At 57.1% G+C, this 17057-nt stretch carries 17 protein-coding genes; 10 read left to right on the forward strand and 7 right to left on the reverse strand.

Going from position 1 to position 17057, the window contains the following annotated elements:
- The first annotated feature begins 89 nt into the window (after positions 1-89).
- From LDN04_RS14160 to LDN04_RS14205, 10 genes are all read left to right on the forward strand, one after another.
- Positions 90-1481 (forward strand): TolC family protein, encoded by a 1392-nt coding sequence (locus LDN04_RS14160; protein ID WP_308464668.1) that lies wholly within the window; start codon positions 90-92, stop codon positions 1479-1481.
- Between the two features lie 23 nt (positions 1482-1504).
- Positions 1505-2908, forward strand: coding sequence for an efflux RND transporter periplasmic adaptor subunit (locus LDN04_RS14165; protein WP_223911927.1), 1404 nt, complete (start codon positions 1505-1507; stop codon positions 2906-2908).
- Between the two features lie 97 nt (positions 2909-3005).
- On the forward strand, positions 3006-6143 hold the full coding sequence (locus LDN04_RS14170; protein WP_223911929.1) for an efflux RND transporter permease subunit: 3138 nt from the start codon (positions 3006-3008) through the stop codon (positions 6141-6143).
- Positions 6144-6305: 162 nt separating this feature from the next.
- Positions 6306-6770 carry a hypothetical protein gene (locus tag LDN04_RS14175; RefSeq protein WP_223911931.1) on the forward strand — a complete coding sequence of 155 codons (465 nt, stop codon included), beginning with the start codon at positions 6306-6308 and terminating at the stop codon, positions 6768-6770.
- Positions 6771-6802: 32 nt separating this feature from the next.
- On the forward strand, positions 6803-7108 hold the full coding sequence (locus LDN04_RS14180; RefSeq protein WP_223911933.1) for a hypothetical protein: 306 nt from the start codon (positions 6803-6805) through the stop codon (positions 7106-7108).
- Between the two features lie 62 nt (positions 7109-7170).
- Positions 7171-8025 carry a GerMN domain-containing protein gene (locus LDN04_RS14185; protein ID WP_223911935.1) on the forward strand — a complete coding sequence of 285 codons (855 nt, stop codon included), beginning with the start codon at positions 7171-7173 and terminating at the stop codon, positions 8023-8025.
- Entirely contained in the window at positions 8022-8486 is a 465-nt protein-coding gene (locus LDN04_RS14190) for a cytochrome c (RefSeq protein WP_223911937.1), read from the forward strand. Before LDN04_RS14185 ends, LDN04_RS14190 begins: the two co-directional genes overlap by 4 nt.
- 65 nt (positions 8487-8551) lie before the next feature.
- Positions 8552-9901 carry a deoxyribodipyrimidine photo-lyase gene (locus LDN04_RS14195; RefSeq protein ID WP_223911939.1) on the forward strand — a complete coding sequence of 450 codons (1350 nt, stop codon included), beginning with the start codon at positions 8552-8554 and terminating at the stop codon, positions 9899-9901.
- Positions 9902-9940: 39 nt separating this feature from the next.
- The gene (locus LDN04_RS14200; RefSeq protein WP_223911941.1) at positions 9941-10888 is read left to right on the forward strand and encodes a DUF523 and DUF1722 domain-containing protein; all 948 of its coding nucleotides are present in this window, start codon (positions 9941-9943) and stop codon (positions 10886-10888) included.
- A gap of 85 nt (positions 10889-10973) precedes the next feature.
- On the forward strand, positions 10974-11348 hold the full coding sequence (locus tag LDN04_RS14205; protein WP_223911944.1) for a PilZ domain-containing protein: 375 nt from the start codon (positions 10974-10976) through the stop codon (positions 11346-11348).
- Positions 11349-11427: 79 nt separating this feature from the next.
- Here the strand turns inward: LDN04_RS14205 and glyA are convergent, their stop codons facing one another.
- From glyA to fabD, 7 genes are all read right to left on the reverse strand, one after another.
- Positions 11428-12675, reverse strand: coding sequence for a serine hydroxymethyltransferase (glyA, locus tag LDN04_RS14210; RefSeq protein ID WP_223911947.1), 1248 nt, complete (start codon positions 12673-12675; stop codon positions 11428-11430).
- Positions 12676-12754: 79 nt separating this feature from the next.
- Positions 12755-13201, reverse strand: coding sequence for a ribose 5-phosphate isomerase B (rpiB, locus tag LDN04_RS14215; RefSeq protein ID WP_223911950.1), 447 nt, complete (start codon positions 13199-13201; stop codon positions 12755-12757).
- A 9-nt stretch (positions 13202-13210) separates the two neighbouring features.
- Positions 13211-14443, reverse strand: coding sequence for a beta-ketoacyl-ACP synthase II (gene fabF, locus LDN04_RS14220; protein ID WP_223911953.1), 1233 nt, complete (start codon positions 14441-14443; stop codon positions 13211-13213).
- A 93-nt stretch (positions 14444-14536) separates the two neighbouring features.
- A complete protein-coding gene (gene acpP, locus LDN04_RS14225; protein ID WP_223911956.1) occupies positions 14537-14770 on the reverse strand; it encodes an acyl carrier protein in 234 nt (77 codons plus the stop codon).
- Positions 14771-14869: 99 nt separating this feature from the next.
- Complete coding sequence (gene fabG / locus LDN04_RS14230; protein WP_223911959.1) at positions 14870-15607, reverse strand: 3-oxoacyl-[acyl-carrier-protein] reductase; 738 nt, start codon at positions 15605-15607, stop codon at positions 14870-14872.
- A 42-nt stretch (positions 15608-15649) separates the two neighbouring features.
- Entirely contained in the window at positions 15650-16099 is a 450-nt protein-coding gene (gene fabZ / locus LDN04_RS14235) for a 3-hydroxyacyl-ACP dehydratase FabZ (protein WP_374045154.1), read from the reverse strand.
- 22 nt (positions 16100-16121) lie between these two features.
- Positions 16122-17042 carry an ACP S-malonyltransferase gene (fabD, locus tag LDN04_RS14240; RefSeq protein WP_223911965.1) on the reverse strand — a complete coding sequence of 307 codons (921 nt, stop codon included), beginning with the start codon at positions 17040-17042 and terminating at the stop codon, positions 16122-16124.
- Positions 17043-17057 lie beyond the last annotated feature (15 nt).

Here is a 17057-nt window from a genome sequence, read left to right on the forward strand (position 1 = left end):
TGGCCTGAGATTTCTGGACTTTGCCTTATAACACAGTATATTCACTATGATATATAAGCGGCACATCATGTGATTTAACACACGTAATTATGCCAGATATTGAGGTCATCATGAAAATGAGCGTCGGTCAGTTTGTCATCGCCTCCATCATTGCGCTGAATGTGAGCTTCACCCATGCCGCAGACGCCCCTCCACCGGAAAATCTCGCCAACCTCGTGGCCTCCGCCCTCGCCAACAACCCGGAACTGAAGTCTTCCCAGTCCCGTTGGCAGATGTATGCCAACAAGGCGAAGCAGGCATCGGCCCTGGAAGACCCGATGTTCATGTTCAAGCTACAGAACATGCTGGCCCGCGAGCCCTTTGTTTTCAACAAGGACCCCCAGTCCGCAAAGGTGATCGGCATCTCCCAGCAGATACCCTTCTGGGGGAAGCGTGCGCTCAGGGAGGAGGTCGCCCAGTACGAGGGGGAGGCTTATAAATGGGCCGTTGAGGAGCGCAAACTCGAATTGACCCGCATGGTCAAGGAAACCTACTACCAGCTCTGGGCCGTGGACAAAGCGCAGGAGATCATCGGGAAAAACCTGAAAATCATCGACGATTTTGTGACCATTGCAGAGACGAAGTACTCGGTTGGCCAGGGGGTGCAGCAGGACATCTACAAGGCCGGCCTGGAAAGGTCCAAAATGCTCGACATGCAGATTACCCTCAAGCAACAGCGAAAGAGCCTGGAAGCCAACCTGAACTACCTCCTCTATCGTCCGGGAAATACGCCGGTCGGAACCATTGCCGATTTCACCCTGCCACAGCTTTCGCTCACCGCCGAACAACTGAACGAGACCGCCTTTGAAAAGCGCCCCCAGGTAAAAAGCCTCATCATGCAGACCGAAAAGGGGAAGGCATCCCACCGTTTGGCCCAGAAAGAATTCTATCCCGATTTCAACCTCTCCTTCGAGTACATGTTCCGGGAGAGGATAGCCACCGACATGGTGAGCGACCCGGGCTACAACATGTTTACCGTCGGCCTGACCTTCAACCTCCCCTTTCAGCAGGAACGCCGCCGGGCCATGCTGGCCGAGTCCACCTCCGAGACGAGCATGGCAACGGAAGAACTGAACGGGCTCAAGAACAGCATCAGGTATTCCATCAACGATACCCTTGCCCAGATGGAACGCCGTCAAAAACTGGTGGAACTGTACAAAAGCGGCATCATCCCCCAGGCAGAGCAATCCCTGGAGTCTGCCGTCATCGGCTACCGGGTCAACAAGGTGGACTTCCTGACCCTCCTCGACGGGCGGGTAAACCTGTTCAACTACGAGCGGGAGTTGTACGAATCGCAGTCTGAGTACATGATGAAACTGGCGCAACTCGAAGCAACGGTCGGGGTGGAATTGGCCTCGACACCAGCAGTCCCGCAACCTCCAACCGCTCCTGTTGAACCGCCTGTAACCTCGCCGGCGCCGGAGCATTCCCAACATCACTAAACTTACGATTTCGAGGTACGACCATGGCCCTGAACAAGAAGATCGCAATCCCCCTGGTGGTAATCATCCTGGCATCGGCAGCGGGAGGGGGCTGGTTCCTGTGGCAGAAGAAGCATGCCGGCCCGGCAACCGAGCACAAGGCGGCCCAGGGGAAGCAGCTCTATACCTGCTCCATGCACCCGTTCATCATCAAGGACAAACCGGGGACCTGCCCGATCTGCGGCATGGAACTGATCAAGAAGATCGATGGCGCCGCTGACGGCACAGCCCAGACTCCCGAGCAGAAGCAACAGGCCGAGATGCTCGGCCATGTCTCCCTCTCCCCTACCCAGCGGGTGATGGCCAACGTGGCAACCGTGGAGGCCAAGCAGCAGGCGCTCAACAAGGAGATTAATGCCGTCGGTATCGTCCAGTTTGACCAGTCCCGTCAGGCCAAGGTCACCGCCTGGATCGCCGGCCGCATCGACAAACTGAACGTCAACACCGTCGGCGCTTTCGTGTCCAAGAACAAACCGGTGGCCGAAGTCTACTCCCCCGACCTGCTGGCTACCCAGCAGGAGTACCTGCTGGCCATCAAGAGCCGTGACCAGCTGAAAAACTCCCCTATCCCTTCCATTTCCCAGAATGGCGACGGGCTGGTGGCGTCGGCAAAACAGCGGCTGATGCTCTTCGGCGTAAAGGAGAGCCAGATCGCCGAACTGGAAAAAGCAGGCAAGCCGAACATCAAGCTCCCCATCTACACGCCGCTCTCCGGCGTCGTCATCGAAAAGATGGTACAGCAGGGACAGTACGTCAACACGGGTGACCCCCTGTTCAACATCGCCGACCTCTCCACGGTCTGGGTGGAAGTGGAGGTCTACGAGAACGAGTTCCCCAATATCCACATCGGGCAGAAGGTGGAAATCCGTTCCCAGTCCTTTCCCGGCAAACCCTTCACCGGCCGGGTCGCGTTCATCTACCCCTTCCTCGACCCCAAAACCAGGACCGTCAAGGCCCGGGTGGAGATGCCCAACCCCGGCATGCAGCTGAAACCGGACATGTTCGTCAACGCCATCATCAAGGTGCCGCTCGGTTCGGCAATCGTCGTCCCGGTTACCGCGGTCATGGACACCGGCAAGCGCAGGGTGGTCTGGGTGGAGAGTTCTCCCGGCATGTTCGAACCGCGTGATGTCCAGGTCGGACAGCAGACCGACGACAAGGTCCAAATACTCTCCGGCATAAAACCGGGTGACAAGGTGGCGGTGTCCGGCGGTTACCTGATCGACTCCGAATCGCAGCTGAAAGGCGGTGGCGGCGGTCACGAAAACATGCCCGGCATGAAGATGGATGACAAGAAACCTGCGTCGCCCAGCGCTCCTCAATCTCCCGCAAAACCGGCGCCGGAGAAGAAGGGTAGCGGGATGAAGATGGATGACATGAAGATGTAACTAAACGGGGACCAGTGATCGGGGACCAGGTACCAGGAAAAGCATTCAGGCTTTCTACCGGTCCCGGGTTCAGGGTCCCGAGTCCCGGAGTTTTCCCGTGATAGAAAAAATTATCGAATATTCCGCCCGCAACCGGGTCATCGTCCTGATGATCTTCGGGCTGATCATCGCCTGGGGTGTCTGGTCTGCCTACAAGACGCCGGTGGATGCCATCCCGGACCTGTCGGATAACCAGGTGATCGTCTTTACCGACTACCCCGGCCGTTCGCCCCAGGTGGTGGAGGACCAGGTCACCTATCCCCTGGCGGTGAACCTCCAGGGACTCCCCCAGGTCAAGGCGGTCAGGGCATCGTCCGCCTTCGGCTTCTCCATGATCTACGTGATCTTCGAGGACAAGGCGGATATCTACTGGGCTCGGACCCGGGTGCTGGAACGCCTGAATTACGCCGCTTCCCTCCTCCCCGCCGGCGTGGTCCCAACCCTCGGCCCGGACGGGACAGGTGTCGGCCATGTCTTCTGGTATACCATCGAGGGGAAGGGGTATGACCTGGAGCAACTCCGGACCTTGCAGGACTGGTTTGTCCGCTACCAGCTCAACACCGTCCAGGGGGTTGCCGAGGTGGCTTCCATCGGCGGTCTGGTGCGCGAATACCAGATTGATCTCGATCCGAACAAGCTCTTTGCCTACAACATCAAGGTGGGGAAGGTCATGGAGGCGGTCAAGGCCTCCAACAAGGATGTGGGGGGGAAGCTGATCGAGCAGGCCGATGCCGAATACCTGATTCGCGGCCAGGGGTACGTCAAATCCACGGCCGACCTGGAGAACATCGTGGTCGGTGCCGATATGCGCGGGACCCCCATTTACGTCAAGAACCTGGGGACCGTGCAGATGGGTGGTGCGATCCGGCGTGGCATGCTCGACATGAACGGCGAGGGTGAGGCAGTCGGCGGCATCGTGGTAATGCGCTACGGCGAGAATGCCAAGGATGTCATCGACCGGGTCAAGGTCAAGATCAAGGAACTTGAAAAGGGTCTCCCTCCCGGGGTCAAGATCATGGTCTCCTACGACCGTTCCGACCTGATCGAAAGGGCCATCGATACCCTGAAACATAATCTACTTGAGGAATCGGTCGTCGTCTCGCTGGTAATCCTGGTCTTTCTGCTCCATTTCCAGAGCGCCCTGGTGATCGTGCTGACCTTGCCAATCTCGGTGCTGATCGCCTTCATTACCATGAAGCTGATGGGGGTCACCTCCAATATCATGTCCCTGGGGGGGATCGCCATAGCCATCGGCGTGCTGGTGGACGCCGGCGTCATCATGGTGGAAAACTGCTATCGCCACCTCTCCGAGATGCCACCCGAAGAGCGGGCCGAAAAGCGGTTGGAGGTTATCATCGCCAGCGCTAGACAGGTGGGGCGTGCCATCTTCTTCTCCTTGGCCATCATCGTGCTCTCCTTCGTGCCGGTCTTTCTCCTGGAGGGGCAGGAAGGAAAGATGTTCCACCCGCTTGCCTTCACCAAGACCTTCTCCATGATGGGATCGGCCATGATCGCCATCACGCTGGTGCCGGTGTTGATGTACTACTTCATGAGGGGGAAGATGCCACCGGAGAGTGCCAACCCCGTCTCATCCTTCTTCATCAGGCTCTATTCACCGGTCATCCGCTGGGTGCTGGTATGGAAAAAGACCACCATCGCTCTCAACATCGTCGCCCTGGCCATCGCCGTGCCTTTGTTCATGCATCTGGGGAGCGAGTTCATGCCTCCCCTGGATGAGGGGTCGCTCCTCTACATGCCGGTGACGCTCCCCAACGTCTCCATCACCGAGGCGAAGCGGCTGATCCAAGTGCAGGACACCATCATCAAGAGCGTCCCCGAAGTAGAACATGTGCTGGGCAAGGTGGGTCGGGCCGAGACTTCCACCGACCCGGCGCCGGTCTCCATGTTCGAGAGCATCATCATACTGAAGCCTAAGGATCAGTGGCGGCCGGGGATCAAAAAGGCGGACATCGTCGCCGAGCTGGACTCGAAGCTGCAGATACCAGGGGTGCGTAACGGCTGGACCCAGCCGATCATCAACCGGATCAACATGCTCTCCACCGGGGTGCGCACTGATCTCGGGGTCAAGATCTTCGGGAGCGACCTGAATGTGCTCAAAGACCTGGCAGTCCAGGCCGAGGCCATTCTCAAGCCGATCAATGGCGCCGCCGACGTGGTGGCGGAGCGGGTCACCGGCGGCAACTACATCGACATCGACATCGACCGGGAGGCGGCCGCCCGCTATGGCGTCAGCGTGGGAGATATCCAGGACGTTATCGAGACCTCCCTGGGGGGCGAAATGCTCTCCACCACCGTGGAAGGACGCAATCGGTTCCCAATCCGGATTCGTTACCTGCGGGACTACCGGGACAGCATCCCGGCCATCCGCCGCATCCTGGTGTCGGGAATGGATGGCGCCCAGGTGCCGCTCTCCCTGGTGACGAAGCTGAAGATAACCACCGGAGCGCCGGAGATCAGCAGCGAAGGAGGGCTCCTGCGCTCGCTGGTCTTTCTCAACGTGCGCGGCCGGGATATGGGGGGTTTCGTCACCGAGGCCAAGCAGGTGCTGGAGAAGCAGTTAAAACTCCCCCCCGGCTACTATGTGGCCTGGTCAGGGCAGTGGGAGAACCAGGTGCGCGCCAAGGCGCGGCTGCAGATGCTGGTGCCGGCGGGGATGCTCATCATCTTCATCCTCCTCTATTTCACCTTCCATTCGGCCCTGGAAGCGAGCATGGTCATGCTCTCCGTCCCCTTCGCCCTGGTAGGTGGAGTCTACCTGGTGGCGGCACTGGGATATAACATGTCGGTGGCGGTCTGGGTCGGTTTCATTGCCCTCTACGGCATCGCCGTGGAGACCGGGGTGGTGATGGTCATCTACCTGCACGAGGCGCTGGACAAGAAGCTGATCAACGGCCCCTGCACCGAGCAGGACATCTACGACGCCACCTTCGAGGGAGCGGTGCTCAGGTTGCGCCCCAAACTGATGACCGTGGCGGTGGCCCTGCTTGGCCTGGTGCCGATCATGTGGTCGAGCGGCACCGGCGCCGACGTGATGAAACCGATTGCCGCACCCATGATAGGTGGGATGATCTCGTCGGCTGTTCATGTGCTCATCATGACGCCGGTAATCTTTGTATTGATGAAGAAGCGGGACTTGAAGAAGGGGCGGCTGCACTATTCCGGGATGAAACACTGAGAGAAGAATATCCTACGCATAGTGTGGATTATTCAACATAAAAGCATGGTTGTTGTGGCAAATGTGTAGCAAATAGGTAGCATTTACGGATTGTTACAAGGTGGCATGCTGTATGCTACAATCTCAAACAGAACGCATCACAACAAAAGGAGACTGAACACAATGAAAAAAATGACGGTACTTATCGCAGCGCTCTTTGCCCTTGCAGCCCCCATGGCATCCTTTGCCATGGACCATGGTTCCATGGATATGGGGCATGGCAGCCATCAAGCGAACGTAGCCCACGAGGAAGTCGTTGATGGCGTCAAGGCGACCTTCATCATCCAACCCATGGCAGACGCCATGAAGGGGATGAAGATGGAGATGCCCAAGGAGATGAAGGAGACCCACCACATCCATGTCGAGTTCAAGGATGTCAAGAGCGGCAAGCCCCTGACAGAAGGTGAGGTCAAGGTGAAAGTGCAGGGACCGGACAAGAAGGATGTGACCAAGGAGTTGATGGGGATGCAGGGGCACTTCGGCGCCGATTTTGACCTGTCACAAAAAGGGAAATACGGTGTGATGTGCAGATTCCAGTTGAAGGACGGCAAGGTGCGCAGCGCCAAATTCTGGTACACGGTAAAATAGGAAGTCCCGTCAGCCAAAGGAGATTGTAAGTAATGAAAAAGAACCTGGCAATTCTCATAGCAGTATCACTCTTCGCGGCAGCGACACCGGTCCTGGCTGAGGAAGCCCACCAGCATGGCGCAGCCCAGCAGACCATGGATGAACAGTGTGCGAGGGAGTGCGAGATGCTCCTGAAAAACTGTGCTCTGGACGTTGACACTATTCAGGACCGGATCAAGAAGTTACGGGCCGAAATCAGCGAAAAGGGGGCAAACGCTCACACTCGCGATCAGTTGAATATCCTTGAAAAGAAACTGGAAGAATCCAATGAATTACTGAAGTCCCTTTATTATCGTTAGTTTTGACATACGGGGGCAGTTCACGGGATGGAACTGCCCCCGATGTGTGTCTGGAGTGTCTGATGAGAAAAATCGTTGCGATACTGCTTTTGAGTTTTGCCGTTGCAGGCATGGCTGGCTGCAAAACCAAGGAGACATCCTCTCCGGCACCAGGGTCAGGGAAGGTGATTGCAACTGCTGCCTATGAGAAATATTTCGGTGGTGCGCCGTCGGTTGACAAGGGGACGGCATATGCCTTCGTCATCTACTTCCCTTCTGCACGTGAGCCGGGCAAAGTAGTACCGTTTCCGTTCTTTACCTTCGACGAAGGCAGCATCAAAAAAGTGGCCATCGAGCGGCTCCTGGCGGGCATGGACATCGGTAGTTACCAGGGAGAATTTGTTCCATTCCCTGGCGGGATCCGTCTGATGGCAATCTCCGAAGAACAGGGGACTGTAATCGTCAATTTCAGCAAGGAGTTGGAAATGGCTGATGCCACAGCGGCACATGCACTGGCCTTGACCTTACGTCAATTCAAGGGGGTCAAGGATATTCGGATTCAGGTGATCGGTAAGGAAAGTACGCTGAACACCTTGGTAAAGAATGTCGATGACCGTGCCGTGCGGCAGCCATCACCACCACGGCTCCTGAGCGTCACCGCCATGCGGGGCAAGGGGGCCAAGGAGATTGAAGACGTTAATGCCTTCTTCGACCGGCCGGTAGAAGTCAAGGAGTTGAAACTTCTTGCAAAGGATGGGCAACCATTTGCCGGCGACCTGTATCACTCGGTCTTCGACATGGCGGCCGTGCTCAAGCCGAAAGACCCTTTGCAGTTCAGGGAACATATGCCGATCAGGGTACGCTGGAAGGTGGTTGATAAGCTGGGGAGGCTGGCGGAAGGGGATAATGTCTGGCTCTTGGAAGTTAAAGAGCATTGAGCAATAATAATCGAGGAGAGACAATGATAAACCGATACACAATTGCCATAACCTGCCTTGTGGTGGAGATGTCAGCACTATCAGGGTTGGCGTTCGCTCATGGCACGGGTAAGCATGGCAAAACCGCAGCAACCGATACGCAGATGCAGAAAATGCATGCCATGATGCCCATGTTTTCCGTGACCTCAGCCAGGCTGGAGGCTGCCTTGGAGAATGGTGACGTTGCTGTCGTTGAGACGGAAGCAGGAAAGATTAAGGCAGCGATTCCCGATCTGAAAAAATCGAAACCGCACAAGAATGTCAAGCAGCGGAAAAAATTCGTGAAACTTGCAGCAACCTTGGAGGAAACGGTAACCGCCACGGTAGATCTGGCAAAAAAGGGAGATATTGCGGCGGCAAAAACCGCGTTCAAAAAGGCTGAGGAGATATGCGCAGCCTGCCATGCAAAATTCCGGGATTGAGCTGCGTCTGTCGTCAAGGGGACGGGGACGTCCCGTAAACCAGTGAGGCCGTTATCGTAACTGCCATGATGCCCCAGCGTATATACTCCCTGAACGATGCCCCCGTTGCCGCGGGTCCGGTCGTCTACTGGATGAGCCGCGACCAGCGGGTGGCCGACAACTGGGCGCTTGTCCATGCCCAGGCCCTGGCGCTGGAACGAAGGGTGCCCCTGACCGTGGTTTTCACGCTGGCGCCGGCATTTCTCGGCGCAACGCTTCGCCAGTACGCCTTCATGCTGAGGGGATTGGTGCAAACAGCCCGTCGCCTCGCCGATCTGAGCATCCCCTTCCAGCTTCTCCACGGCGAGCCGGCAGACGAAATCTGCCGCTTTACCCAGCTCCACCACATCGGGGCGGTGGTGACCGATTTTGACCCCCTGCGCATCAAGCGTGCCTGGCGGGAAGAGGTCGCCCGACGGCTCGAAGTGGCTGTTATTGAGGTGGATACCCACAATATCGTGCCATGTCGGCTGGCATCGGCAAAACAGGAGTTCGGCGCCTACACCATCCGCCCCAAAATCCAGCGACTGCTCCCCGATTTTCTCCATGAGTTCCCAACTCCGATTCGCCATCCCATTCCCTGGGCATCCCCCACAGACACATTTTCGATCGAACCTGTCCTGAAAGCACTCGCCGTTGATCACACGGTGCCTGAAGTAGCCTGGCTCCCACCGGGAGAAGCGGAGGGGCACGAACGGCTGGCAACATTCATCGCCCATGGTCTCGCCAGCTACGACAGTCGGCGCAATGACCCTTGCGTGGACGGCCAGTCGGGGCTTTCACCTTATCTGCACTTCGGTCAGTTGGCCCCCCAGCGGGTGGCGTTGGAGGTGCGCCGTCATCACCCCCATTCCCCCTCTGCCCAGGCCTTTCTGGAGGAGTTGATCGTGCGGCGGGAGTTGTCGGACAATTTCTGTCTGTACAACCCCTTTTATGACAGCGTGCAGGGATTCCCGGCCTGGGGAGTGCGATCCCACGATGAACACCGCCACGACCGGCGCGAGTATGTCTATTCGAGGGAGCAGTTCACGACGGCCGCCACCCACGATCCGCTCTGGAACGCGGCCCAGCGGGAAATGGTTACGACCGGAAAGATGCACGGCTACCTGCGTATGTACTGGGCAAAAAAAATTCTGGAGTGGACGCCGACTCCGGAAGACGCCATGGCAACCGCAATCTACCTGAACGACAGGTACCAGTTGGACGGCCGCGACCCCAACGGCTACGCGGGAATCGCCTGGAGCATCGGCGGGGTCCATGATCGGGCATGGGGCAACCGCCCTGTTTTCGGGAAAATTCGTTACATGAACGCGGCTGGGTGCGCGAGAAAGTTCGATGTGCGTGAGTATATCCGGCGCTATCAGCGTGACGATTGAGACGACGGACTATTTGCCGGCGCATTTCAAGGGGGAGTCGTGACGAGTCAGATAAGGATTGGTGTCAGTTCCTGCCTGCTGGGGGAAAAAGTCCGCTACGACGGTGGACACAAGCATGACCGGTATCTAACCGATACCCTCGGCCGGTTTTTCCAGTTCGTGCCGGTCTGCCCTGAAGTTGAGTGCGGCATGCCGATCCCGCGTGAGGCGATGCGCCTCGAAGGGGACCCCGCCAGCCCCCGCCTGGTGACCAATCGGACCGGTATCGACAAGACCTGCCAGATGCTCGATTTCTGCAGGAAGAAGGTAGTGGAACTGGAAGGCGAAGACCTCTGCGGTTTTATCTTCAAAAAGGATTCCCCCAGCTCCGGCCTGTTCCGGGTCAAGGTCTACAACCAGGGGATACCTGCAAAAAGCGGCAGCGGACTGTTTGCCGCCGCGGTGGTCCGCCATTTCCCCCTCCTCCCGGTGGAAGAGGAAGGGCGCCTCAACGACCCGCTCATCCGGGAGAACTTCATCGAGCGGGTCTTCACCCTGCGCCGCTGGAAGGATTTCCTGCGGGGAGAGAAAAGTGTCGGCGCACTGGTCGCGTTCCATACGTCCCACAAACTCCTCGTCATGGCCCACAGCCCCAGCCATTACCGGGAAATGGGGGCATTGGTCGCCCATGGCACGGAGATACCGCTGGACCAACTGCTCGAACGCTACCGGCACCTCCTCATGGAGGCCATGGCCCTCCATGCCACCGTCAGCAAACAGACCAACGTGCTCCACCATATCATGGGGTATTTCAAGAAGGTTTTGACGTCGGCCGAAAAAGCAGAGTTGGTGGAGACCATCACCCGATACCACAATCATCTCGTACCACTCATCGTCCCCTTGACCCTCCTCACTCACTACGTGACCAAATACAACCAACCCTACCTGAGGGAGCAGATATACCTTACCCCCCACCCTGCCGAGTTGATGCTGAGAAACCACGTATAATTCTGGGAATAATTGGCACGACTGGACCACGGGACAAAACGAGATATACTTTACCAAAAGATTTTCTTCGCAGAATGGAGTAGTTATGGAAAAGCGCCGTTTCAAACGACTGAGTTATTGCGCTGAGGCAGACCTCTCCTGCAACGGCAAGGAGTTACAGGGTTCCGTGGAAAACCTCAGTTTCAAAGGGCTGTATTTCCGGTCCGACACCCCCCTCCCCACCTGCAAAACGGCGGATATCACCGTCCACTTCATCGGCAGGGCATCCCCCCTTGTCATTCACCTTGAGGGAGCCGTCGTCTGGCGGACGGAACAGGGAATCGGCATGGAGTACACTCGCACCGACCCACGCTCCTTCTCCCGGCTCAAAAACATTCTTGCGTATAATTACAAAGCCCCGGAAGAGTTCAGCGACGAATTCCGCCACAGCGCGACAATCCTCGAACGGCAGGATTCCTGAACCAGTCCTACCTAGCGCGACAACAAAAAAAAGGGACAACGCATGTTGTCCCTTTTTTTGTTTCATAGGAGAAAATCGCTTACTGGAGTCGGTTGGCGTAGAGCGGAAAGCGCCGCATGAGCGCGTTAACCCGTCCCTTGACCTCCGCCAGTTTAGTCTCGTCCGCCACATTGGCAAGGACATCGGCAATACAGCTGGCCACCTCTTCCATCTCCTTCTCCTTGAGCCCGTGGCTTGTCGCTGCCGGGGTACCGATCCGGATGCCGGAGGTGACGAAGGGGGAGCGAGTCTCAAACGGCACGGTGTTCTTGTTCACGGTGATTCCCGCCCGGTCGAGTGCCTCCTCGGCCACCTTGCCGGTCAGTTCGGTGCCGGAAAGGTCCATCAGCATAAGATGGTTGTCCGTACCGCCGGAAACCAGCTTGAATCCACGCGCCATGAGCCCCGTCGCAAGTGACTGGGCGTTCTTGACAATCTGCTGCTGGTAGGTCTTGAATTCGGGGGCAAGGGCCTCCTTGAAGGCCACCGCCTTGGCAGCGATCACGTGCATGAGCGGCCCCCCCTGGATACCGGGGAAGATATTGGAGTTGAGGGACTTGGCGAACTCTTCCCTACAGAGAATCATACCACCGCGGGGGCCACGCAGGGTCTTGTGGGTGGTGGTCGTAACGAATTCGGCAAAGGGTACGGGGCTCGGATGGAGACCGGCAGCGACAAGCCCGGCGATGTGAGCCATGTCTACCATCACCACGGCGCCTACTTTGTCGGCAATCCTGCGGAAAGCAGCAAAATCAAGAATACGCGGATAGGCGCTCGCCCCCACCACGATCATCTTCGGCTTGTGCTCCACCGCAAGCCGCTCCACCTCATCATAATCGATAGTCTGGGTCTCCGGGGAAACACCATAGGGGACCACATTGAAGAAGCGTCCCGAGAAATTCACCGGGCTGCCATGGGTGAGATGGCCGCCATGGGAAAGATTCATCCCGAGGATGGTGTCTCCCGGCTTGAGCGCGGTAAAATAGACCGCCATGTTGGCCTGGGAGCCGGAGTGAGGCTGCACGTTGGCATGGTCCGCGCCGAACAGTTCCTTCGCCCGCTCTATGGCCAGGTTTTCGACGATGTCCACATGGTGGCAGCCGCCGTAGTAGCGCTTGCCCGGATATCCTTCGGCATACTTATTGGTGAGCACCGAACCCTGGGCCTCCATGACCGCTTCGGAAACGAAATTCTCCGAGGCAATCAACTCCAGATTATATTCCTGCCGCTCGGTTTCAAGCCGGATGGCACGGGCCACATCCGGGTCAAACGATTCCAGAAAAGACATACGGTCGCTCCTTGAAGGTTTTGAAAAAAGGAAACGGGACCTTGCAAGTCCCGTCGGCATTACGGTGTAACCGGCAATGTTATTTGTACAGGTCCCGCTCCAGGGCAGTAATCTTGTCGAGGCGTCCCTGGTGTCGTCCACCTTCGAAGGTGGCGTCGAGCCAGATGGACACCATGCTCCGCGCCTTGTCAGCATCAAGCACACGTCCGCCGAGCACCAGGATGTTGGCGTTGTTGTGCTCCTTCGCCATCTGGGCCATGAAAGCATCGGTAACGAGGGCGGCCCGCACCCGCGGATATTTGTTGGCGACGATGGACATCCCTATACCGGTGCCGCAGAAAAGGATTCCCTTCTCCACCTCTCCGGAAGATATCTTACGCGCCACCTTTTCGCCGAAATCGGGGTAATCCACTGAATTGCCGTTATCGGTACCGCAATCGACCACGGCAACACCGCGCTCACGGAGAAGTTCCTTTATGGACTCCTTGAGCTCAAGACCCCCGTGATCACTTCCCAACGCAATCATCACTTCCCCCTACACTTTCTTAAAGAGTAATGTGGCGTTGGTGCCGCCGAAACCGAAGTTGTTGCTCATGGCACAGCTGACCTTGGCATCCCGCGCCGTGTTCGGTACGTAGTCGAGGTTACATTCGGGGTCAGGCTCGTTGTAGTTGATGGTTGGAGGAACGACCCCCTTCTCCATCGCCATGAGAGTGAAAACAGCCTCCATGCCACCGGCGGCACCGAGGGCATGCCCGGTCATCGACTTGGTGGACGAAACCATGAGCTTCTTCGTGTGGTCGCCGAACACCGTGTTAATAGCCATGGATTCGTAAAGGTCGTTCATCGGCGTGGAGGTGCCGTGGGCGTTAATGTAATCCACATCCGTCGGGTTAAGCCCGGCGTTTTTGAGGGCCATGGACATGCAGCGTGCAGCCCCCTCCCCTCCCGGTGCCGGAGCAGTGAGGTGATAGGCGTCACCGGTAAGACCGTAGCCGACGACCTCGGCATAAATTTTCGCACCCCGTTTTTTTGCGGATTCGTATTCTTCAAGAACGACAATGCCCGCCCCTTCACTCAGGACGAAGCCGTCGCGGTTCTTGTCGAAGGGACGTGATGCTGCCTCTGGATTGTCATTATTGGTGGACAGCGCCTTCATGACCGCAAAACCGCCGATTCCCAGCGGGGTAACGGTTGATTCCGTACCGCCGGCGATCATGGCATCCGCGTCTCCCCGCCGGATAATATGGTAGGCATCGCCGATGGAATGGGTTGCCGTCGCGCAGGCGGACACCGATGATATATTGGGTCCCTTGGCACCGTACTTGATAGAGATATGCCCCGGAGCAAGGTTGATGATCAGCATCGGAATGAAAAACGGCGAAATCTTCTTGTAGCCACCTTCCAGCAGCGCGGTATGGTACTTCTCGATGGTAGGGAGACCACCAAGACCGGCGCCCACCAGTACCCCCACACGCTCCGCGTTGCTTTCGTCGATGACGAGTCCGGCATCTTCCATGGCATAATGGGCGGCGCCCAGGGAATACTGGATGAAGAGATCCATCTTCTTGATCTCTTTCTTGTCGATGTAATCCTCTGGATTGAAATCCTTGACTTCACCGGCAATCCGGACCGGCATGTCGGTGGCGTCAAACCTGGTAATTTGGGCAATCCCCGACTTGCCGGCAACGAGTGAATCCCAGTTCTTCCTGTTACCGCATCCCAACGGGGATACAACGCCGACCCCGGTCACTACAACTCTTCTCATAAACGCATTCTCCTCGACATCAACATCGGTTCAAAATGGATGACACCTTTCCAAAGAGAAAAGGGGAAGATATGTCTTCCCCTCCGGTATCAATCAGGTATGGTCGGTAATATAGTCGACGGCGTCCTGAACGGACTGGATCTTCTCGGCGTCTTCATCGGAGATTTCGATATCGAACTCTTCTTCAAGGGCCATGACAAGCTCAACAGTGTCGAGGGAATCGGCACCCAGATCATCCATGAAGGAAGCTTCGTTGGTCACCTGAGCCTCATCAACGCCGAGCTGTTCGGCTACGATCTCTTTTACTCTTTTGTCAATCGTTGACATTCTTTCTACCTCCGTTGTTTGTGTTTACCTTTTCAGGTTTCAATGACTAAGCAATGTAGCTACATAACATGAAACAGGGAAATTGCAAATGATATTTTTTTACATGTACATGCCGCCGTTTACCGACAAAACATGGCCGGTAATATATCCAGAAGCCTCTGACGTAAGGAATGTTACCGCGTTTGCAATATCCTCTGCCGTGCCGAGCCGTTCCAGGGGAATCTGAGCGGTCAGTTCGTCCCGCACCTTCTCCGGAAGGGCATCGGTCATCGCCGTGGCGATGAAGCCCGGGGCCACGGCATTGACCGTGACGTTGCGCTTCGCCAGTTCACGGGCATTGGATTTGGTAAGGCCGATGAGACCTGCCTTGCTGGCGCAGTAGTTGGCCTGGCCGGCGTTGCCCATCTGTCCGACGACCGACGCGATGTTGACGATCCGGCCGTAGCGCTGCTTGGCCATAACCTTGGATGCTGCGCGGGTGCAGAGGAACGCTCCCTTGAGGTTGACGGAAAGTACCGCGTCCCAGTCTTCATCCTTCATCCGCAGGAGGAGACCGTCGCGCGTTATGCCGGCATTGTTGACCAGAATATCGACACGGCCGAACGCCTCCACCGCAGCGGATATCATCCGGTCCGCATCGTCGGCCACGGTTACGTTACCCACAACCGCCAGGGCTTTGACCCCCATTCCCTTCAGTTCCTCGACAACCGCTTCGGTTGCCGCCTGGTCGAGGTCAACGGCCACAATCGTAGCACCTGCAGCAGCAAGAGAAAAGGCGATACTTTTCCCTATTCCGCGGGAAGCACCCGTAATGACAGCTATCTTATCCTTTGGCACTGGTCTCTCCTTTCAGTCTAGAAATTCGTCAGCGATCGCCCGTTACTTATCGGCAAACGTCGCTTTCAGTCCACTTTCGGCCACAAGTTTGTCCGCCACGAACGCCCGGCCGGTGAATGTCCAGATACCCCGTTTGCAGCCAACCGCCTCCAGTTCGAGACGCAACTGGTCTCCGGGGACAACCGGCTTGCGGAATTTTGCATTGTCGATCCCGACAAAATAGGTCACCTTGGAACGAATGCTGTCGTCCGAGGAGAGATAGGCAAGTATCCCGGCCACCTGAGCCATCGCCTCGATGATGAGCACCCCTGGCATGACCGGGTGCCCGGGAAAGTGTCCCGGGAAAAAGGGCTCGTTACAGGTGACATTTTTGATGCCGACGATACGTTTGCCCGCTTCCATTTCCACAATGCGGTCTACGAGCAGAAAGGGATAGCGATGGGGAAGAATCTTCATGATTTCATTGACGTCGAGCATTGCCTCTCCCTCCATTCAAATAGGTAAAGTGTGGGACTTAAGCAAAAAGAGCCGCAAGACCGGCCGCATCTTCAAAATTGGCAGTGGTGACTTCTTTATTGATCCGCTTCACCAGGCCGGACAGGACTTTGCCGGGACCGATCTCGATAAACGAGGTGACACCAAGACTTACCATTTCCTGAACCGACGCGTCCCACAATACCGGCGCGCTCACCTGACGAACCAGCAGGTCCTTCACACGCCCCTTGTCACCGTTGACCTTCGCCTCCACATTGGTAACCACAGGAACCGCCAGATCGTTCAACGCAACACCGTCCAGCACCCCCGCAAGCCTTTCTCCGGCCGGCACCATGAGAGGAGAATGGAACGGTGCACTTACCGGCAGCAGCATAGCCTTCCTGAAACCCCGTCCCTTTGCGATCTCGATGGCCCGGTTGACCGCGCCTGCGTGACCGGCAATCACAATCTGTCCGGGAGAATTAAAATTCGCCGGAGAAACCACCTCTCCCTGCGCCGCTTCGGTACAGATCGCAGCAAGGACATCGGCCTCGATACTGAGTATGGCAGCCATGGCCCCTACGCCGACCGGTACCGCTTCCTGCATGAAGGCACCACGGGAACGGACCGTCCGGAGCGCGTCACCGAACTCCATGGCACCGCTTGCCACGAGGGCGGAATATTCACCGAGGGAATGACCAGCCAGGTACGCAGCTGCATGGCCGGTTTCCGCCTTCAGAACCCGCAACGCGGCTACACTCGTGGCGAGAATCGCCGGCTGAGTGTTCGTGGTGAGCTTGAGGTCTTCTTCCGGCCCCTCGAAACAGAGTGTGGAAAGCTTGGCCCCCAGGGCGTCGTCAGCCTCGGCAAAGGTATGCCGGGCAAGAGAGAAATTGTCGGCCAGATTTTTCCCCATACCTGCATACTGGGACCCCTGACCGGGAAAAATGAATGCCTTCATGGGAAATGGATTCCT

This window comes from Geobacter sp. AOG1, assembly GCF_019972315.1.
In the GTDB taxonomy this organism is placed as follows: domain Bacteria; phylum Desulfobacterota; class Desulfuromonadia; order Geobacterales; family Geobacteraceae; genus Geomobilimonas.